20 protein-coding genes are annotated in these 19,911 nt (G+C 60.0%); 13 read left to right on the top strand and 7 right to left on the bottom strand.

Annotated features, from left to right (window positions below; all coding sequences use genetic code 11):
* Positions 1–210: 210 nt before the first annotated feature.
* On the top strand, positions 211–1,065 hold the full coding sequence (purU, locus tag C5748_RS09170; protein ID WP_105741623.1) for a formyltetrahydrofolate deformylase: 855 nt from the start codon (positions 211–213) through the stop codon (positions 1,063–1,065).
* Positions 1,066–1,850: 785 nt separating this feature from the next.
* Here the strand turns inward: purU and C5748_RS09165 are convergent.
* A complete protein-coding gene (locus C5748_RS09165) occupies positions 1,851–3,131 on the bottom strand; it encodes a glycerate kinase type-2 family protein (protein ID WP_105741622.1) in 1,281 nt (426 codons plus the stop codon).
* Positions 3,132–3,312: 181 nt separating this feature from the next.
* Here C5748_RS09165 and C5748_RS09160 point away from each other — a divergent pair, with 181 nt between their 5' ends.
* The 5 genes from C5748_RS09160 to C5748_RS09145 all read left to right on the top strand — a co-directional run bounded on the left by C5748_RS09160 (position 3,313) and on the right by C5748_RS09145 (position 5,991).
* On the top strand, positions 3,313–4,464 hold the full coding sequence (locus C5748_RS09160) for an AI-2E family transporter (protein ID WP_245428911.1): 1,152 nt from the start codon (positions 3,313–3,315) through the stop codon (positions 4,462–4,464).
* A 161-nt stretch (positions 4,465–4,625) separates the two neighbouring features.
* Positions 4,626–4,784 (top strand): hypothetical protein, encoded by a 159-nt coding sequence (locus tag C5748_RS28535; protein ID WP_199194741.1) that lies wholly within the window; start codon positions 4,626–4,628, stop codon positions 4,782–4,784.
* Between the two features lie 72 nt (positions 4,785–4,856).
* On the top strand, positions 4,857–5,015 hold the full coding sequence (locus C5748_RS09155) for a DUF3309 family protein (RefSeq protein ID WP_105741621.1): 159 nt from the start codon (positions 4,857–4,859) through the stop codon (positions 5,013–5,015).
* Positions 5,016–5,204: 189 nt separating this feature from the next.
* The gene (locus C5748_RS09150) at positions 5,205–5,525 is read left to right on the top strand and encodes an ElaB/YgaM/YqjD family protein (RefSeq protein ID WP_105741620.1); all 321 of its coding nucleotides are present in this window, start codon (positions 5,205–5,207) and stop codon (positions 5,523–5,525) included.
* A gap of 1 nt (position 5,526) precedes the next feature.
* The gene (locus tag C5748_RS09145; RefSeq protein WP_105741619.1) at positions 5,527–5,991 is read left to right on the top strand and encodes a hypothetical protein; all 465 of its coding nucleotides are present in this window, start codon (positions 5,527–5,529) and stop codon (positions 5,989–5,991) included.
* A 10-nt stretch (positions 5,992–6,001) separates the two neighbouring features.
* Here C5748_RS09145 and C5748_RS09140 read toward each other — a convergent pair whose 3' ends face one another.
* The 4 genes from C5748_RS09140 to C5748_RS09125 form a co-directional block, all read right to left on the bottom strand.
* Positions 6,002–6,928 (bottom strand): diacylglycerol/lipid kinase family protein, encoded by a 927-nt coding sequence (locus C5748_RS09140; protein WP_105741618.1) that lies wholly within the window; start codon positions 6,926–6,928, stop codon positions 6,002–6,004.
* Positions 6,929–7,021: 93 nt separating this feature from the next.
* Positions 7,022–8,449 carry a sensor histidine kinase gene (locus C5748_RS09135; RefSeq protein WP_105741617.1) on the bottom strand — a complete coding sequence of 476 codons (1,428 nt, stop codon included), beginning with the start codon at positions 8,447–8,449 and terminating at the stop codon, positions 7,022–7,024.
* A gap of 134 nt (positions 8,450–8,583) precedes the next feature.
* Positions 8,584–9,162, bottom strand: coding sequence for an RNA polymerase sigma factor (locus tag C5748_RS09130; RefSeq protein ID WP_425350228.1), 579 nt, complete (start codon positions 9,160–9,162; stop codon positions 8,584–8,586).
* Complete coding sequence (locus C5748_RS09125) at positions 9,159–9,380, bottom strand: NepR family anti-sigma factor (protein WP_105741615.1); 222 nt, start codon at positions 9,378–9,380, stop codon at positions 9,159–9,161. Before C5748_RS09125 ends, C5748_RS09130 begins: the two co-directional genes overlap by 4 nt.
* 192 nt (positions 9,381–9,572) lie before the next feature.
* On the opposite strand from C5748_RS09125, the gene C5748_RS09120 reads away from it, so the two are divergent.
* The 4 genes from C5748_RS09120 (at position 9,573) to C5748_RS09105 (ending at position 12,749) form a co-directional block, all read left to right on the top strand.
* Positions 9,573–10,367 carry a response regulator gene (locus C5748_RS09120; RefSeq protein WP_105741614.1) on the top strand — a complete coding sequence of 265 codons (795 nt, stop codon included), beginning with the start codon at positions 9,573–9,575 and terminating at the stop codon, positions 10,365–10,367.
* Positions 10,368–10,565: 198 nt separating this feature from the next.
* Positions 10,566–10,730 (top strand): DUF1328 domain-containing protein, encoded by a 165-nt coding sequence (locus C5748_RS09115; RefSeq protein WP_105741613.1) that lies wholly within the window; start codon positions 10,566–10,568, stop codon positions 10,728–10,730.
* A gap of 207 nt (positions 10,731–10,937) precedes the next feature.
* Positions 10,938–11,945: a sensor histidine kinase gene (locus C5748_RS09110; protein WP_105741612.1), complete on the top strand. Its 1,008-nt coding sequence runs from the start codon at positions 10,938–10,940 to the stop codon at positions 11,943–11,945.
* A gap of 465 nt (positions 11,946–12,410) precedes the next feature.
* A complete protein-coding gene (locus C5748_RS09105) occupies positions 12,411–12,749 on the top strand; it encodes a hypothetical protein (protein WP_105741611.1) in 339 nt (112 codons plus the stop codon).
* A 20-nt stretch (positions 12,750–12,769) separates the two neighbouring features.
* Here the strand turns inward: C5748_RS09105 and C5748_RS09100 are convergent, their stop codons facing one another.
* Positions 12,770–13,888, bottom strand: a complete 1,119-nt coding sequence (locus C5748_RS09100; protein WP_105741610.1) for a Gfo/Idh/MocA family protein — start codon at positions 13,886–13,888, stop codon at positions 12,770–12,772.
* 186 nt (positions 13,889–14,074) lie between these two features.
* Between C5748_RS09100 and C5748_RS09095 the strand changes: the two genes are divergently transcribed.
* Positions 14,075–14,920, top strand: a complete 846-nt coding sequence (locus C5748_RS09095) for a MurR/RpiR family transcriptional regulator (RefSeq protein WP_105741703.1) — start codon at positions 14,075–14,077, stop codon at positions 14,918–14,920.
* Between the two features lie 8 nt (positions 14,921–14,928).
* Here the strand turns inward: C5748_RS09095 and iolG are convergent, their stop codons facing one another.
* Positions 14,929–15,918 (bottom strand): inositol 2-dehydrogenase, encoded by a 990-nt coding sequence (gene iolG / locus C5748_RS09090; protein WP_105741609.1) that lies wholly within the window; start codon positions 15,916–15,918, stop codon positions 14,929–14,931.
* 164 nt (positions 15,919–16,082) lie between these two features.
* Between iolG and C5748_RS09085 the strand changes: the two genes are divergently transcribed.
* Complete coding sequence (locus C5748_RS09085) at positions 16,083–18,008, top strand: bifunctional 5-dehydro-2-deoxygluconokinase/5-dehydro-2-deoxyphosphogluconate aldolase (protein ID WP_105741608.1); 1,926 nt, start codon at positions 16,083–16,085, stop codon at positions 18,006–18,008.
* Positions 18,009–18,058: 50 nt separating this feature from the next.
* Complete coding sequence (gene iolD, locus C5748_RS09080; RefSeq protein ID WP_105741607.1) at positions 18,059–19,909, top strand: 3D-(3,5/4)-trihydroxycyclohexane-1,2-dione acylhydrolase (decyclizing); 1,851 nt, start codon at positions 18,059–18,061, stop codon at positions 19,907–19,909.
* Positions 19,910–19,911: the final 2 nt, after the last annotated feature.

The raw sequence follows: 19,911 nt of genomic DNA, 5'->3' as shown, positions 1-19,911 counted from the left end.
CAAGTCATGTTTTATGTTTAGCCCGTGACGGCGTTTTTTTATGAGACGAGATACTTGGCAGGTTCCTTGCGTTCATGTCGCAGCTTCCATATTGCGTCGCAACAGCGCGACGCCGGAAAATGACCGTTCCGCTTCGTTTTTGCGGCAATGCCTTTGTCGCGCCCGAACTATTGTGTCGCCAAACAAGGTTTGAACATGCCCGGAGGATATATGGTCGATCATTCTTACATCCTGACGCTCTCATGCGAGGATCAGCCGGGGATTGTCGCGGCGGTGACGACGGAGCTTGCAGGCGTCGGCGCGAACATCGCGGAATCCAACCAGTTCTGGGACCGCCGGACCAACCGCTTCTTCATGCGCATCGCCTTTACCGCCCCCGACAACGTTTCGAAGGACGACATCGAGCGTGGCATCAAGCCGGCGGTCGAGCGCTTCGCCATGAAGACGGCGATCGTCGACCAGGCACGCCGCCCGAAGATCATCATCATGGTGTCGAAATTCGACCATGCCCTTTTGCATCTCATCTACCAGATCCGCGTCGGCTGGCTCGATGCCGAGGTCGCGGCCATCGTCTCCAATCATGAGGATGCGCGCCGAACCGCCGAACTCGAGGGCATCCCCTATCATTGCTGGAAGGTGACCAAGGACAACAAGGCCGAGCAGGAGGAGAAGCTGATCGCCCTGGTCAAGGAGAGCGGCGCCGACCTGGTGGTGCTTGCCCGCTACATGCAGGTGCTGTCCAATACGCTGTCGAAGCGGCTCTACGGCAAGGTGATCAACATCCACCACTCCTTCCTGCCGTCGTTCAAGGGGGCCAAGCCCTATCACCAGGCCTTCGAGCGCGGCGTCAAGCTGATCGGCGCCACTGCCCATTATGTGACGCCGGATCTCGACGAGGGCCCGATCATCGAGCAGGAGACGGAGCGGGTGACGCATGCGATGAGCGCCGATGATTTCGTCGCCACCGGCCGCGACATCGAGGCCCGCGTACTGGCCCGCGCCGTCAAGCAGCACCTGGAAAGCCGCGTCATGCTCAACGGCCACAAAACCATCGTCTTCGGCTGAGGGGCAAATTTGTGATAGCCTTGCAGACGGCCGGCAAGCAGTAGCGAGCGTTGCCACGCCCGCTTTTCGCGTCTGGCCATTGAGAAAGAACGCCCCGATCCGGGAGTGGGAAGACGGGCGGTCTTGCGAACGCTCGTATGAAATAATTTGACTGCGGTCACAGGACCGCCCGTCCGGCGATTTCTGTCTCTGTCCGTTGCCTTAAGTGCTCTTTCGGCACATACCGAGCGTAGTCTCGGCAGGGTGAACCAGGACGCGAGCCTCCCCGGGCTCGCCGCTACGTCAGCGGCGAGGCGGAGGCGCCGGTTCCTCCCGCGAGACCCGCCGTCGCGAGCCGCGTTCCCGCCAGGAAGAACTGAGGGGAAGGATAAAGGCAGAGTGGAGATGGGGGATAAGTTTTTGGGAGAGTGTGTTGTGGTTGGTTTTGCCGTTCCGGAATGGATCATCGGATCAAGTCCGATGATGACGGGTTTTACGCTGCTACCAATCGCAGGCGCTGGTGCTGGTCGCAAGCGAAGGCCACCCTCGCCCGTCACGTTGGGAGCACCCGTCTTCCTCATCACCGCCCCCTTTCGTCATCATCGGACTTGATCCGATGATCCATTCCGGAACGTCACATTTCCCATCCAACCTGTCCAAATCTCTGCCCAGCCCTCGACGGCAGGACATCTTCCAAGGAACCAATTGTCTATAGGACGACGAGCAAGCGGCAATACCCCGATAGCCCTCATGGGTGGGTGCGCGGGTGGAGCAAGCGGAACGAAGCCACGAGGGCGCTTGGCGCCTCAGCCCAAAACCAATATCGCGCGCAAATCGTTGACATTGGTTCCCGTCGGCCCCGGGACAAAGAGATCGCCGATCGCATCGAAGGCGGTCCAGGCGTCATTGCCGTTCAACAGCGCCGCGCCGTCCTTATCCGCCGCAAGCAGCCGCGAAACGGTGGTACCGTCGGCGAAGGCGCCCGCATTGTCTTCCGAGCCGTCAATGCCATCCGTATCGGCGGCGAGCGCCGTGATGCCTTGCGTACCGTCGATATCGAGCGCGAAAGACAGGAGAAACTCCGTATTGCGCCCGCCCTTGCCCTTGCCGCGCACCGTCACCGTGGTCTCGCCGCCGGACAGGATCACCACCGGCTTTCTGAATGGCCGGTCTTTCGACAGCACCTCTTTGGCAATTGCCGCATGGACATGCGCGACTTCGCGCGCCTCGCCCTCGATGGCATCCGACAGGATGACCGCCTCGAAACCCCTGCGGCGAGCTTCCGCGGCAGCCGCTTCGAGCGAAACGGCGGCGGAGGCGATTACGCGCGCCTCGTGGCCGGAAAAGCACGGATCATCCGGCTTCGGCGCATGTGCCGCATCGCTCCGGAGATGCCTGAGGACAGCTTCGGGCAATTGCAGCCGATAGCGCTCGATCACCTTGAGCGCGTCGTCGCGCGAGGTCGCATCTGGAACCGTCGGCCCGGAGGCGACGAAAGCCGGGTTGTCGCCGGGAATGTCGGAAACGATGAGCGAGACGACCTTGGCCGGATGGGCGGCGGCGGCAAGCCTGCCCCCCTTGATGGTGGAGAGATGCTTGCGCACGGCATTCATCGCCGAAATCGGTGCCCCGGAGGCAAGCAGGGCCTTGTTGACGGTGATCTCGTCTTCGAGCGTCATTCCATCCGGCGGCGAAGGCAGGAGCGCCGACCCGCCGCCTGAAATCAGCGCCACCACCAGATCGTCCGCGGTGAGACCCGAAACCGCTGCAATCAGCCGTTTTGCGGCGAAAAGCCCCGCTTCGTCGGGAACCGGATGCGATGCTTCGATGATTTCGATATCGCGGCACTCGGTGCCAAAGCCATAGCGCGTCACCACCACGCCATCGAGCCGACCGTTACCTGCCTTTTCCCATGCCCTCTCGAAAGCCCGCGCCATCTGCGCCGATCCCTTGCCAGCGCCGATGACGATGGTACGCCCTTTCGGCTTTCGCGGCAGATTGGCGTCAATGACATGTTCGGGATCGGCAGCGGCAACAGCGGCATTGAAGAGAGACGTCAGAAAGGCTTTCGGATCGGTGACGGTCATCGGGCTCCTCGAAGGCAGGACATGACGGGCCGAGCGACGAGAAGGAACAGCCTCTCCCCCAGGGCCGGAATGCTCAAACACGCTTTGCCTAGTCGCACGGAAGCCGCCCCTTGTCCACAGAAGCGAACGGCCAGCACGTATCGGCGCGCATTATGCACCACAAGTGACCGGGAGGAACCAAATGTTCATCACCGGCGTTGATATCGGCCACAACGAGGGGATGATGCGACACGTTCAACCGAACCCGGCTTTCGTCAGGCTACCGCCAAAACTGGATGTCGGGGCCCTGCTCGCCATCTCCGCACGCCTGTCGATCGTGCTCCTGGCGACCATCGCGATGGTCGTCGCTCTCCATCTTGGCCGCTACATCCTTTCACCGATAGCGCTCGCCATCGTCATCGGCTTGATGTTCGGCCCCGTTGCGACCCGCCTTGAGGATCATCACGTGCCCAAGGAACTGGCCGCGATCCTCGGCGTCATCCTCTTCTTCGCGCTGATCGCCATCGGCGCGGTCATGTTTGCCGTACCGCTTTCGGTTTGGGCGGAAAAGGCGCCGGTGGTCTGGCAGGAACTGCGCCAGCAACTGATCGCATTGAAGCAGCCGCTGGAGATGCTGGGGACGCTCCAGGACCAGATCCGCAATATCACAGGCGCCGCAAGCGCTATGGCGGTGAAGGTGGAAGACGGCAGCACCGTGCAGAACATCGCCCTCCTTGCGCCGGCGATCCTCGGGCAGGTGCTGATCTTCCTGGCCAGCCTCTATTTCTTCGTCGCCACGCGCAACGAGATCAGTGCCGCCATACTGTCGATGTGCGTCGGACGGCGGATACGCTGGCGCGTCGCCCATGTCTTCCGTGATGTCGAAGCCGATGTCTCCCGCTATCTCCTCTCGATCACCGTCATCAATGCCGGCATGGGCGTCGCCGTAGGGCTCGCCATGTGGCTGGTAGGCGTTCCGTCGCCAGCCCTGTGGGGCGGACTGGCCGCGATCCTCAACTATGTCGTCTATATCGGTCCGGCGCTGATGACCGCGATCCTCCTCGGCGTCGGCCTTGCCACGTTCGACGGCTATGCCGTCTTCCTGCCGGCCGGCGCCTATCTTCTGGTCGAACTTCTGGAAGGCCAGTTCGTGACGCCCCACGTGATCGGGCGCACCATGACGCTCAACCCCTTCATGGTGTTTCTGGCGCTCACCTTCTGGCTCTGGATATGGGGTCCGATCGGCGGCTTCATCGCGGTCCCATCGCTGCTGGTGCTCTACGCGGTGACCCGCAATATCCTGCCTCATTACAGGCAGAAGCCCGCCAAGCCATTCATGCCACGCGCCCCATGAGACGGAAGCTTGATGCACAACGGAGGATCCGCCGCTCAAGGCGGATAGCATGTCAATGAAAATTCATTTGCATTGCAGCCCCAAATCACGGTCAGATAATCCCGCATCTGATCCCGGCAGGGCCCAAATGGACCTAAAATGGGAAATGTGGAGGACACGCCATGATGCACAAGGATATTCAAACGCTGGAACACGCCGCACGAACCGCGATGGCCGGCGCCTATGAGCCCGCACGGATGGACGCGCCTTCGTCGCGCGCCGCCTATATCTTGGCGGGCATTGCCGCGTTGGCGGCCGCTGCGTATTTCATGTTCGCCTGACAATGTCTGTTCGACAAGGGAACAAAAACAAAAGTTTAGGGTTAGCCTCCTGGTACAATCCGGGAGAGGAAAATGTCTCTTACAACCATTCTGATCATCATATTGATCCTGGCGCTGATCGGCGTCTTTCCGTCATGGCCCTACGCACGCGGCTGGGGCTATGGGCCAAGCGGGATAGTAGGACTTATTCTGGTGGTCCTGCTCATTCTGGCGCTGCTCGGCAGGATCTGATGTTGCGCTACCATTTCTCTTTATCCAACGTTTGACCTTCAGCCTTGCTGGAATTTAACCGCCCCTGGAGGCGAGGTGGAATTATCTCCAGGGGCTGGAGATATTCGTGGTATGGAACCCAAGCGGCAACAGGCCGTTACATCAGGCATTCAAGTCTCAATTTGCCCTAACCCCCGAAGGAGAAGCATCATGGCCCGTGCATCGACGACAATCCGCCAGCCGGAAGATATCCTCAAGGATGAGGCGTCGGATGATCTTCAGGCCCAGATCATCCGATTAAAGGAAGATATCGCCGGCATTGCCGCAACAATCGCCAATATGGGCTCGGAAAAGGTGCGCGAAGCCAAACACGGTGCAAGCGACACCTATGACAGCGCACGTCAAAGCGGCGAGGACGCCATCGGCGAACTTCGCGACCAGATCGCCCAAACGGCGCGTGACCGGCCGTTGACGACAATCGCCGCGGCGGCCGGCGTTGGTTTCCTGCTGGCATTGATGGCCCGCCGCTAAGATGCTGCGTCTCCTTCTTCCGTTCCTGACGGGCGCCGTAACCGGCGAGGTCGGCACCGCGATACACCGGACAAAACGCCGGGCCGCCACCATGCTCGCCATCGGCTTATTCGCGCTGGCGGGAGCGGCTTTCCTGCTGGTCACGATCTATTTCGCGCTCGCCCGCTACTTTGGTGACCTTTACGCCGCGCTGATTGTCGCTCTCGGCTGTTTCGCCGTAGCGATTATTGGCCTGATCGTGATGAAAATCTCCGATGCCTACGACAAGCGGCGCATGCGGGAGCGCAAGAATTTCGATGGATCGACCATTCTCACGGCAACGGCTCTGGCCGCTCTCCCTGTGCTGGCCAAACGGCCGCTCATCGCAGCCGCTCTCCCGATCATCGGCCTGGCCGCTTATGCGCTCATGTCCGACGGCACGGCTGGTGCAAAGGGTAAAACCCGCGGTGGCCCATCTGAAGACTGATCGGTTGACCTCATGTCTTGGGTAATTCGGGCACATCACTCCTTGGCACCAGGACCTTGAGCGAGCCCGGATGGATGACGATCTCAACAATTTCATCCTCGAGCGGCACCAGTTCGCCATCCACGACGGCATTCGCGTTCCTGCGCAATCGAGGGAACCGCAGAGTGACTTCCCTGGCCGTCATCTCTTCGATGTCCTTGTTGCGGCGCCAGCGTCCAAGCAGGATATCGGCCATCAGTCGTATGTAATTTTCAGAAGGAAGTGCTCGGGCAACATAGACGCCGAGATATCCGGTCTCGACATCCGGTGCATAAGGCAGCGGCGCATCGCCATAGGGATTATTGGAAAAGGCAAGAGCCGAGACATTGCGCGGCATCGTCTTTCCGGCAATCGTCAGTTCCACGGGAAAGGATGGCGGGTCGTTGATGACCATTCGGATCGCTCGCACGCTTGCGAGCATTTTGCCCAGGCGCGACTCGTAGCGAAAGTTTTTCCGGACCCTCACCATGCGCGGATGAAATCCGATCGCGAATTGGTGCACGAACGGACGGCCGTTGGCGGTGGCGATGTCGACATTGCGGATTTCCCCTGACGCCAGCGCCTCCAGGGCGGCCGTAAGCGCCAGCGGCACCTTGAGCGACCGGGCGAAGAGATTCATGGTACCGGCTGGCAGCACCGCCAGGGCAGTATCGGTTTTCCAGGCGATCTCGGCTGCCGCCGATACCGTACCATCGCCGCCGCCGGCCATCAGGACATCGCCATCGCCTTTTGTCGCCGCCTGTTCCAGTGCGGCAACGATGTTCTCCGCCGAAGTCGGACGGCAATCGATCTCATGGCCTTGACGCGTGAAGATCTCCGTTGCCGAAGCACAGAATCTTTCAATGTCCAGGGAACGGAACGTTCCGCCTTCACGATTGAGAACGGCGATGATTTTCATGCGGGACCATCCCTGGTTTGGAAGGCCACCCGCCAATCCATCAATGTTCTGACAACGCTCGGATACGGCAGAACGTTCCTGCTCGCTCTTCTCTCATTTCCGGACTTCCAGCGACGGAAAGCGGACCACCGCTCTAGTGCCGGCCCTGGTATAGGCATTGCTATCGGCATCCCCGTTGCTGCCGTAATGCGGCGTATCGCCGAATTGAACGCACAACTGCTCGATGACCAGCATTCCGAGGCCCTGGTGGCCGAGACCCTGCTGATCGTTCTTCCAGTTCCCTTGACCGACGCCGTCATCGGCGACGGTAAGAGCCAGAACCCCGTCTTCGCCGCGGCCGAAGGTGACGGATACCGTGCCCCCGCGATTATCGGGAAATGCATGTTTGACGGCATTGGTGACGAGTTCGCCGAGGATGATGCCCATCGTGGTGACGTCGCGCGCATACAGGCTGAGCGGCGCAAAGGCGGTTTCGAAGCTGATCCTGTCGCCGGACGTGAGAGAAGCCCTGATATCGTCGATCACGGCCTGCAGGAATTCATCGGCCCGCGCGGTTTCCATGTCCTCGCCAAGCCGCAAGCGGCGGTGCGCCGTCGAGATCGCCTGCACGCGGTCGCGTGCGGCGATGAGCACCCTTCGCGCATCCTCGTTGGTCGCCTGGCGCAATTGCAGCCCCAAGAGCGACGAGACGGTCGCCAGCGAGTTGCCGATGCGATGGTTGCTGTCCTGCAGCAGCACCTCGACGCGCTGGCGTTCGCGTTCCGCAAGCGCGCGCGCATTCTCCAATTCCACCGTCCGTTCCTTCACGCGCTGTTCCAGAAGGACATTTTCCGACAAAAGCGCGGACTGCCCTTCGCTAAGCTGCTTCACATAGCGCTGGACCCGGCTGAACAGGAGAGATGCAAGCATCACCGCGCTGGCGAGGGCCGCAAGGGCCGCAATCGTCAGCCAGTTGCGGGTCCGGTTTATTCTTTCGTTGCGTTCGATCAGCCGCCGGTCTTCCTCATCCATGAAGCCGCGAACCGTCTCGCGCAACTGATCCATCAGCACCTTGCCTTGATCGCTGCGGATTTTTGCAAGCGCTCTATCGAGATGACCGCCTATCGCCAGTTCGATCGTCTGTTTCACTTCCGCCTGTTTTTGTGCGGTAAGTGTCTCGATTTCCCTGACACGCGCCTCCTGTGACGTATTATCCCGCGTCATCGCCGCCAGTTGCTGCAGGGATTCGTCTATCGACAGAGAAGCCGCCCGATAAAGATCCAGATAGGAACTCTGCAAGGTCAGGAGATAACCCCGCTGGCTCGTCTCCATATTGGTGACAAGCAGCAGCGTTTTGTCCGCCTGTTGGAGCAACTGATAGGTGTTGGACACGTCGATCAGCTGTTTATTGACACCACGCGACAAAAAGACGGTGGATGCCGCCGTCAACAGCACAAGGCAGAGCGATATGATGACCGCGAGCTGCCGCCAATAGGCCCGGTGCGTCCGAAAAGCTGGCAAAGATCGCGAGGTATCGCTCATTTGAACCGCAAATTGCAAAAAGAGGCTTGTCTACGGATCAAATCATACGCTTCCGAACGTGGAAACTGAAATCCCACATTTTTGGAACGGCGGTAAAATTACGTGAAGCCATCGGTGCCTGAAGAGGCAAGCGGTCAGGCGAATGAACGTGTCGTGGTGGGTGCGGAAGTGGCGTCGGGGCCATAATCGGATTCGCCGCTGACACCCAGCAGTTCCTGGAGCCGTGCACGTGCACGGCTGACGCGGCTTTTTATGGTTCCCACCGCACAGCCGCATATCTCCGCCGCTTCCTCATAGGCAAAGCCCGACGCGCCGATCAGAATGATCGCCTCGCGCTGATCTGGAGGAAGCTGGTCGAGCGCCTTGCGGAAGTCCTGAAGATCGAGGGCGCCATATTGCGCGGGATGTACGGCGAGCTGGTTGGTAAACGTACCCTCGCTGTCCTGGACCTCGCGGCCGCGCTTGCGCATCTGGCTGTAGAATTCGTTACGCAGGATAGTGAAGAGCCAGGCCTTTATGTTGGTCCCCATCTCGAAGGATTCCTGCTTGGCCCATGCCTTCATGATGGTGTCCTGAACGAGATCGTCGGCCTTGTCCTGCTGTCCGATCAGCGAAACGGCGAACGCGCGCAAACTGGGAAGCGCCGCCAGAAGATCTCTTTTGAACTCGGTCGAGCCGTCAGCCATGGCGCTGCTCCCCATGGTACCACTCATTGACTGGAAGGATCAGGATTGCTGCGTTCAGCCTGATCGAGCTTTTCGAGAAGGTCGAGAAACCTGTCGGGAATGGTTTCTTCTTGTATCGAGGTATAAAGCGCCCTCAGTTTCGAGCCAAGTTCACTATTGGCGCCCAATTCGTCTCGGTGGGAAGAACGGTCTTCGGTTGATCCGCCGCGGCCCGCTCTCGGACGAAGATTGGATTTTTCAGTCATATTTTGTCCCAGCTATCCTTGTCTCAGCCAGCTAGCCCTGGCGTGGAATGCGCCGCACAGTTTATGCCGCATTTTCGGTCGATAATGCCGGCGAACATAAAAAGTTCCATCATTTGCGGAACTTTTTTTCCGATGTTGCGTTTCGCAACGGCTGTACCGTAACTCTTACGGGACTGAAGGGAGCTCAAAAACATGTCATTATCGACGCGTATCGCGCCGCATCTTCCATATCTGCGCCGTTTTTCTCGTGCCGTAACCGGGTCCCAGACGTCCGGTGATGCCTATGTGGCAGCAACGCTGGAAGCGCTCATCGCGGATGTTACCATTTTTCCGCAAACGTCGTCCGACCGGATCGGACTTTATCGGCTTTTCTCCGGCATGTTTGAATCCACCACGGTCCGCGTTCCCGAGCCGATGTCGGAATTCGCTTGGGAAGCACGTGCCGCAGCCAATTTATCGGCCGTCGCGCCGAGGGCAAGGCAGGCATTCCTGCTGGTTTCCGTGGAGGGCTTCAGCGAGCGGGAGGCAGCCGAGATACTGGATATCACTGAAGATGAACTTTCCTCCCTGCTCGCAAATGCCTCGCTGGAGATCTCACGGCAGGTCGCCACACGGATCATGATCATCGAGGACGAGCCGCTGATCGCCATGGATATCGAACAGATGGTGCAGAGCCTCGGCCATGAGGTCGTCGGCATCGCACGCACCCGGCAGGAAGCACTCGAACTCTATAAATCCACCAAGCCGCGCATGGTGCTCGCCGATATCCAGCTCGCCGACGGAAGCTCGGGCATCGATGCGGTGAACGACATTCTACAAAACGACACCATACCGGTGATCTTCGTCACTGCTTTCCCTGAAAGGTTGCTGACCGGCGAACGGCCGGAACCGACATTCCTCGTTACCAAGCCGTTCAACCCGGAAATGGTAAAGGCACTGATCAGCCAGGCGCTTTTTTTCGAGGAAAGTTCGAAAGTAGCGGCATGAACCATCACTTCCCCTAGGGAGAACTGGTTCTTCCCCCTAGGGAGAACTGGTTCTTCCCCCAGGGGAGAACTGGTTCTTTCCCGGGGGGAAATCCGATAGCTTCGGGGAGGCGCGCTGAGAGAGAAGAAGAACGTGAGATAAAAGGAACCTATCCTCCCCCTCGGCGTTTCGTTGAGACGAACGAGGAGGAGATTGGAAATGCTTTACTATGCACTTGTTTTTCTGGTCGTGGCGCTGGTGGCCGGCGCACTTGGTTTTGGCGGAATTGCCGGCGCATCTGCGGGTATCGCCCAGATTCTGTTCTTCGTTTTCCTCGCTCTTCTGGTCATATCGCTGGTGGCGAGCTTTATCCGCCGGGCATGAGAAACCAGAAGTGGGTGATGCTGAAGATGGAGGACAGATCGAAGCCGCTGTTCCCATGAGATTCCGGCCGCACGGCCAGCGACGCGAAACCATTGCAGGAAAAGAAAAGGCAGCCCGTGGTTTCACGGGCTGCCTTGATTCATTCCGGGCAGTTTTCCTAAGGATGATCCCCGGCGTCGCAATTATCCTCCGACCACAATTCGAGATATGACCAGCTCCATACCCACCCGTGAGCCCGACCGGAGAGATGCGAGCAGGTTGCGCGCTCTCTTGCGGGCCATACGCAACAGCAATGTCTGCGTGCTGTATCAGACTTGCGATCTGGGCTATCTGTGGGCTGAAAACCTGCCGGGTATTTGGGCGGATGCATGGCATGTGGGCGTCCATGACCACGAATTCATGCAGGACGCCATGGCGACCGAGCTCGTTGCCGCCAAACGGTCGGTGTTGGAGACGGGCGAGCAGCAAAGCGTGGAAATTGCGGTGCCGGACGGCAACCAGCTCCGCTGGTTCGAGCTTTCGATCGATTGCGACCGCGACGATGCCGAGACGATCATCGGCGTGGTGACGACGGCGGTGGATGTAACGGAGCTGAAACGCCGCGAGCAGGTTCTCAAAACCCTGTTGCGCGAGGTCAGCCACCGCTCCAAAAACCTCCTCGCCATTATCCAGAGCATAGCCATGCAGACCGCCCGCTTCACCGGAACGGTCGATGATTTCCTTTTCAAGTTCCGCGGGCGTGTGCAGTCGCTGTCCTATTCACAGGATCTGGTGACGGATTCCAACTGGCGCGGCGCTCAGCTACATGAACTCGTCCGCTCGCAAATGCAGAAATACATAGACGTCTCGGACCGGCGCTTCACCCTATCAGGGGATGATCCCTATATCTTCCCCAGCGCCGCCCTCCATATCGGTCTTGCGATCCATGAGCTGATCGTCAACTCGACATCCTATGGCGCATTGTCGAACGGTGAAGGCACCGTCGCCATATCAGGCAAGCTCGAAAATATCGGTACCGACAGGATGTCGCTGCGGATAAAATGGGACGAGAAGGTTCCCGGTGCCCTGAAGGAGCCGGATCTCAATGGCCGCTTCGGCAGCGCCGTTCTCGAGCGCATCGTGCCGATATCGGTAAACGGCACCTCCACCTACACATTAGAACATGACGGCGTGACCTATTCGCTGGACGTTCCCCGATCCCAGTTCGATCTTTGAATACGTCGCTTCGACGCATAAAAAGATCGCCACAGGGCTGGCCCATGACGATCACTGGAACTCGCACACCGTCTATATCAGGACCTGTGCATCCCTTTGCGGTGTACGATGGCCGCAAGCATTGGGGGAATGACTTACGACCTCGGTGCCCGGCATCATGAGGGGGCGGGGTCCGCCAGGCACCGATACGTCCTAAACGCGGTCAAAGGCGAAAAGTTCCGTAAAAATCAGAGGTCCGCGAGTTTTTACTCGGATATCTGCATCTTATACACGCAATCGTGAGTACATATTGAGTGGGAGCCTGCAGAACGCCTCCTGAATCGGAACCGATTAAAGAAGAATTGCGTAAAAGATTCAATATTTTATAGCGTATTTTATGAATCCTAAGGGACACCCCGCGTTGTAGAGCGGCAAACGGAACTATTTTGCCATTTTCTCCATTGATTTTGTCAAAGGAGACAGGCCATGGAACAGTTGGCTGCCATTATGCTCTTGATTACATGCTCCGACGATCTGGCCGTATGCAAGGAACGGCCGGCGCCGACCGTGTCCTATGAAACGATCGCGACATGCGAAACGGCATTGAAACCGGCTGTCCGCAATCTCGCTGCGGAAAGCTCGAAAGTCTTCGGCAAATGCGTCGAGGTCGATCCGGAAATCATGGAGCGCGATGTCGCCATTTATTGGGAAATCGATCCGAACGACGAACTCAAGATCACCATCCGTGAGGAACACGAGGACGAAAACCCTACGATAACCGCGGAAAACCACCCGCAAACGGGCACGATCCGGGCTCAAAATTAAAGAATTGACGGATTCCGCTTTCAGGAAACATCGATCCAGTTCCTGTCGCGGAACGAGCGTGCCATGGCATGGACTGTGCGTTCGATGCGAAACCCCGTTTCAAAATCGATGATATGCGCTTCCCTGTCGCCCGAAATGCAGCGGATCAATTCCCGGCATTCGATGATCTTGAGATCATTGAAACCCAGCCCATGCCCCGGCGCCGGTATGAACCGCCCGTAAGGCTCGTGCTGCGGACCGGTCAGAACAGTGCGAAACCCCTGCTCGGTGCCGCGGTCGCTGGTCAGGTAGAGCTGGAATTCGTTGAACCGTTCCTGATCGAACAGGATCGAGCCGCGCGATCCGAATATCTGCAGCGCGATACGCCCCTTGCGCCCCCACGCGGCGCGGTTGAGCTGCAACGTGCCGGAAGCGCCGTTCTCAAGCCGGATCAATACATTGGCGACGTCATAGGTCTCGACCTCGCGCTCCCCGCCATCCCCCGTCTTCCGCCGCTCCTGCGGTTTCATCATATCGCATATGACGCTTGCCACGGGACCGAGCAACGTCGTGATCAGCGATAGCGGATGGACGCCGAAATCGTCGAGCGCGCCATAGCCCGAAGCGGCCTCGTGCTTGTCGGAGAACGGCGCGTCGGGGTCCGCCATGAAATCCTCGTCCATCTCGACGCGGACATGATTGACCCTGCCGATGGCGTTCTCGCGCAGCAACCGGCCGATATGGCGGATGGCAGGGTTCTGGATATAGTTGTAGCCAAGCACGGCCACCTTGCCGGATTGCCTTGCCGCCTCCAGCATCGCCTCCGCATCCCCGAGATCGGGCGCCATTGGCTTCTCGCACCACAGATGTTTGCCTGCCCGAAACGCTGCAACGGCCATTTCGGCATGGAATTTGTTCGGCGTCGTCACCGAGACGACATCGACCTCCGGATCCTCGACAACCCTACGCCAATCACCTGACGATCTGGCGAAGCCGAACTCCGCCGCCTTGTCGCGCGCCAGTTCCTCGTTCGCCTCGCCCAGATGCACCAGAGCGATATCGGGTGTGTCACCAAAGACCGGCTTGACCGCATTCCAGGCAAGGGCATGGCATTTGCCCATATAACCCGTGCCGATCAGACCGACGCCGATCTTCTTCATGCCATTCCCTCCCAATGGGCCAATTCGGAACGATTGGCCCATACCAATAATAATTGGAATTTTTATTCCATCTCCGCCATAGTCCGTCAAGCACTGCGTATGAGCCGGGGATTTTCGAGGTAGCGGCTGGCAGCGTAAGGGCCAAAATGCAAGAACTGCCGAGGGAGGCGGAGAGACAGGATGAACATGAACAACGGCGTCAACACGGGCGACGCGCCAAGGAATTTCCATAGCCTGCGCGAACGCATTCTGGAACGGCGCGATCTCTTTCCGAAACGCCTTTCGCAGGTCGCGGCCTTCGCTCTCGACAATCCTGACGAAATGGCGTTCGGCACGGCGGCGAGTATCGCCGCGCGCGCCCATGTGCAGCCTTCCACGTTGGTGCGCTTCGCCCAGAGCATCGGCTATGCCGGCTTTTCCGATCTTCAGGCGGTGTTTCGCGAGCGCCTGCGCGAGCGCCCCTCGACCTATGACGAAAGACTGGAAGCCCTGCGCAACGACGCCAATCGCGATTCCAGCGCCGCGATCCTCGGCGGCGTCATCGCCGCCGCGCAATATTCCGTCGAGAGCGTTTCTTCCGCCATCGGCAGCCAGCCCTTTGAAAAGGCGGTCAAGACGCTTGCGGCAGCCGAGACCATCTTCCTCGTAGCGCAGCGCCGCTCATTCCCCATCGCGTCCTATCTCGCCTATACGCTCGGCAAGCTGAAGGTGAAAAACCAGCTCGTTTCCTCGCCCTTCGGCATCGAAAGCGAGCAGATGGCCTTCGCCACTCCGCGCGATGCGGCGATCGCCATATCCTTCTCACCCTATGCGGCGCCCAGCATGGAACATGCGCGCGTGCTGTCGCAGGCCGGCGTTCCGGTGGTCTCGATCACCGACAGCGCGTTCAGCCCCCTCGTGCCGCTCTCGCAGCACTGGTTCGAAATCGCCGAAGCCGACTTCGCCGGCTTCCGCTCGCTTTCGGCCAGCATCGCATTTGCCCTGGCGCTCGCCATTGCCGTCGGCGAAGAACGTACACGGACAAAGAAATAATCAGGATATCAGCCGAGTTTCACCGGTCTGCCCGTCTGATGCGCTGTCGTTGCCGCATCAGCAAGCCGCTGCGCCTCCAGACCGTCCCGGCCATTCGGGCGCGGCTGTCTGCCCTCGGCGATCGCGTCGATGAACGCTTCGACCTCCCGGGCATAGGCTTCCGCATAGCGCTCGAGGAAAAAGTTCTGCACTGGATCGGCGGTGATGCCCCTCTTGGCGGCAAGCCGCACCGTCGTTTCGTGCACATTGCCCGCCGAAATCATGCCCTCGGACCCATGCACTTCGACCCGCTGGTCATAGCCATAGGTGGCGCGGCGTGAATTGGATATCTGGCAGATCTTGCCCGAAGCGGTCTTGAGCAGCACGGCAGCGGTATCGACATCGCCCGCCTCGCCAATCGCTGGATCGACCAGCGATGACCCGACCGCATGGACTTCCACCACCTCCTCGCCGAGAAGGAAGCGCGCCATATCGAAATCATGGATCATCATGTCGCGGAAAAGGCCGCCCGAATGCTTGATATAGGAGACCGGCGGCGGCGCCGGGTCGCGCGACAGGATGGTGACGAGTTCGACCGTCCCGACCGCACCCGCGGCCACACGCGCCTGCAACGCCGCGAAATTCGGATCGAACCGGCGGTTGAAGCCGATCATCAGCGGCACGCCTGCCTTTTCGACAGCCTTCAGCGTTTCCTCGATACGCGCTGAAGAAAGATCCACTGGCTTTTCGCACAACACCGCCTTGCCCGATTTCACCGCCCGGTCGATGAAATCCGCGTGCGTATCGGTCGGTGTGGCGATCAGCACCGCGTCGATATCCCCGGCCGCCAATATGTCGTCCAGCGTGCGCACCGATGCGCCCGTCGCCTCGGCCAGCGATTCGGCCGCGCCCGGCATCGGATCGGCAATCGCCGCTAGTACCGCACGTTTCGACGCGGCAATGTTTCTCCCATGGATCTGGCCGATGCGGCCAGCCCCCAACAACCCGAAACGAACCATAATCTCCTCCAGAAAACGCTGAAAAACACCTCGACCCCGAAACGGAACATACATTCTGAATTGACTATTAAACAGAATTTATGTTTCATTTTCGAAATTCATAATAGCGTTTGCGCCGATCGTCCATCCCTTTTGCGGACGTGAACAGAAGCGGGAGAAAAAAGATGCCACGCCCACCGGAAAAAAAGCTCGATGTCATCACCATCGGGCGTGCCTCCGTGGATCTTTACGGTCAGCAGATCGGCTCGCGGCTGGAGGATGTGGCGTCCTTCGCCAAGTCGGTCGGCGGATGCCCGGCGAACATCGCCATCGGCACAGCCCGGCTCGGGCTGAAATCGGCGCTGCTCACCCGCGTCGGCAAGGAGCAGTTCGGCAATTTCCTGCGCGAGCAATTGCTGCGTGAAGGTGTTTGCGACAAAGGCATCATCATCGATCCCGCACGCCTCACCGCGCTCGCAATCCTTTCCGTCGAGAACGACAAATCATTCCCGTTGCTTTTCTATCGCGAAAACTGCGCCGACATGGCGCTCGATCCCGACGACATCGACGAGGAATTCATCGCTTCCGCCAAGGCGATCGTCGCCACCGGCACCCATTTTTCCAGGCCCAACACCGACGCGGCCCAGCGCAAGGCCATCAGGATAGCCAAGGCCAATGGCGGCAAAATCGTCTTCGATGTCGATTTCCGTCCGAACCTGTGGGGGCTGGCCGGGCATGCCGAGGGCGACAATCGCTACGTTGCCTCAGCGGAAGTGTCCAACCGGCTCAGGACCGTTCTCGCCGATTGCGACCTGATCGTCGGCACCGAGGAGGAAGTGCTGATCGCGTCGGGCGAAAGCCATCTTCTCACGGCACTCAAGACCATCCGAGCGCTCTCACCCGCCACCATCGTCCTCAAGCGCGGCCCGATGGGCTGCATCGTCTATGAAGGCCCGATCAGCGATGATCTCGAAGACGGCATCGTCGGCAAGGGTTTTCCCATCGAGGTCTATAATGTTCTGGGCGCCGGCGACAGTTTCATGTCCGGCTTCCTGCGCGGCTGGCTCGGCAGCGAGAGCCTTGAGACCGCCGCGACATGGGCCAATGCCTGCGGCGCCTTCGCCGTTTCCCGCCTGCTCTGCTCGCCGGAAATCCCGACCTTCGAGGAACTGCAATATTTCCTGAAGCACGGCAGCCCGCATCATGCGTTGCGCAAGGACGAGGATATCAACCACGTTCACTGGTCCACGACGCGGCGCGGCGATATCCCGTCGCTGATGGCGTTCGCCATCGATCACCGCATCCAGCTCGAAGATATCGCCAAACGGGCCGGTGCCGATCCCGCGCGCATTTCCGCCTTCAAGGTGCTGGCGGTGAAGGCTGCCGCGCGGGTGGCGGATGGCCGGCCAGGCTACGGCATGCTGATCGATGAGAAATTCGGCCGCGACGCATTTTTCGAGGCGGCGAAGCACGGTTTCGACTGGCTGGGCCGTCCTGTCGAGCGCCCGGGCTCGCGCCCGCTTCGCTTCGAGTTCAGCCAGGATATCGGTTCGCAACTGGTGGAATGGCCGGTAACGCACACCATCAAATGCCTGTGCTTCTATCACCCCGACGACCCCGAGGAATTGAAGAAGGAACAATCCGAAAAGCTGCGCACGCTCTACGATGCGGCTCGCAAGGTCGGCCGCGAGCTTCTGGTCGAGATCATCTCCGGCAAGCATGGGGCCCTCGATGGCAGAACCATCGCCCGCGCCCTGACCGAGCTCTACGATCTCGGCATAAATCCCGACTGGTGGAAGCTCGAACCGCAGGCCTCAACCGAGGCGTGGCGTAGTATCCAGAACATCATCGCCACGCGCGATCCCTGGTGCCGCGGCGTCGTGCTGCTCGGCCTCGAAGCGCCGCACGACGAATTGGAGGCGGCCTTCGCCGCAACTGCCGGGATCGACGTCGTCAAGGGCTTCGCTGTCGGCCGCACGCTCTTCGCCGACCCGGCGGAAAAATGGCTCGCGGGGCAAATCACCGACGACGAAGCCATCGCCGATATGGCTGCGCGGTTCGAAAAGCTGACCCGCGCCTGGCTTGACTCCAGAGGTCGGAAGGCTGCCTGAATCCGGATAGATTATACGCGGCAGAATAGATCGCGCAGGGAGGAAATGAGATGACGAAGACGATAAGACTGACCATGGCGCAGGCGCTCGCCCGCTTCCTGACGCGCCAGATGACCGTCATCGATGGCAAGACCGTACCGATCTTCGCCGGCGTCTGGGCGATTTTCGGCCATGGCAATGTCGCGGGCATGGGCGAGGCGCTCTATGCGGTGCGCGACGAACTGCCCACCTATCGCGCCCATAATGAGCAGGGCATGACCTTTGCCGCCACGGCGTTCGCCAAGGCGTCATTCCGCCGCCGCTTCATGGCCTGCACCTCGTCCATCGGCCCCGGCGCGCTCAACATGGTGACGGCGGCGGGCGTCGCCCATGTCAACCGCCTGCCGCTCCTGCTGCTTCCAGGCGATGTCTTCGCCAGCCGCATCCCCGATCCGGTTCTCCAGCAGGTCGAGAATTTCGCCGACGGCACCGCCTCCGCCAATGATTGCTTCCGTCCCGTCTCGCGCTATTTCGACCGTATCACCCGCCCCGAACAGCTTATCCCCGCACTCGCCCGCACCATGCAGGTGCTGACCGATCCCGCCGATTGCGGCCCCGTTACCCTGGCGCTTTGCCAGGATGTTCAGGCGGAGGCCTTCGATTACCCCGAGGATTTCTTCGCCGAGCGCATCTGGACGCCGCGACGCCTGCGCCCGGCGCTGGACGAACTTGAAATTGCCGCCGCCGCGCTCGCTGAGGCGAAGAAGCCCCTGATCATCGCGGGCGGCGGCGTGCTTTATTCCGAGGCGTCGGAAACCCTCAGGCAATTCGCCGAAAAGCACGCCATACCGGTCGCCGAAACCCAGGCTGGCAAATCCTCGCTTCCCGCCGACCATCCGCTCAATCTCGGCTCCATCGGCGTCACCGGCACCTCCGCCGCCAATGAACTGGCTGCGGAAGCCGATGTCATCCTTGCCGTCGGCTCACGCCTGCAGGATTTCACCACGGGCTCATGGAGCCTTTTCCGCAACGATGCCAAGACCATCATCGGCCTGAACGTCCAGCCCTTCGACGCCGGCAAGCACCGGGCCTTGCCGCTCGTTGGCGATGCCCTCACGGGACTTGGCGAACTCGCGCAGAAACTTGGATCCTACGCCGCCCCCGCCTCATGGCAGGACAAGGCCAAGACGGCGCTCGCCGCATGGAACGAGGCGGCCGACAAGGCGACTGCGCCCACGAATGCGGCGCTTCCCTCCGATGCCCAGGTAATCGGCGCGGTGCAGCGGCAATTGACCGCTGACGCAACGGTCGTCTGCGCTGCCGGCAGCCTGCCGGGCGAATTGCACAAGCTTTGGCGTCAGGGCGCACCCGGCTCCTATCACCTCGAATATGGCTTCTCCTGCATGGGCTATGAGATCGCCGGCGGCCTCGGCGTCAAGCTCGCCAAGCCCGATAAGGAGGTGGTCGTCATGGTCGGCGACGGCTCCTACCTCATGCTCAATTCCGAGATCGCCTCCTCGGTCATGCTCGGCGCAAAGCTTACCATCGTCGTGCTCGACAATCGCGGCTATGGCTGCATCAACCGGCTGCAGATGGCGACAGGTGGTGCGAACTTCAACAATCTGCTGCGTGACACCCATCACGAGACATTGCCCGATATCGATTTCCGAGCACATGCGGAAAGTCTCGGCGCCGAGGCGGTCAAGGCCTCGTCTATTGCCGAACTTGAAACCGCGCTCGAACGCTCCAAGACCGCGACGCGCACCACCGTCATCGTCATCGACACCGATCCGCTCATCACCACCGACGCCGGCGGCAACTGGTGGGATGTCGCCGTCCCCGAGGTGAGCAGCCGCAAGCAAGTCGAAGCGGCGCGCAAAGAATATGAGGAGGCCCGCTGGCTCCAGCGCATCGGTAATTGAAA

The sequence above is a fragment of the Phyllobacterium phragmitis genome, assembly GCF_002980495.1.
Classification (GTDB): domain Bacteria; phylum Pseudomonadota; class Alphaproteobacteria; order Rhizobiales; family Rhizobiaceae; genus Paramesorhizobium; species Paramesorhizobium phragmitis.
Note: the sequence above shows the minus strand (reverse complement) of the source record. Positions and strands in the feature narration are given on the sequence as shown.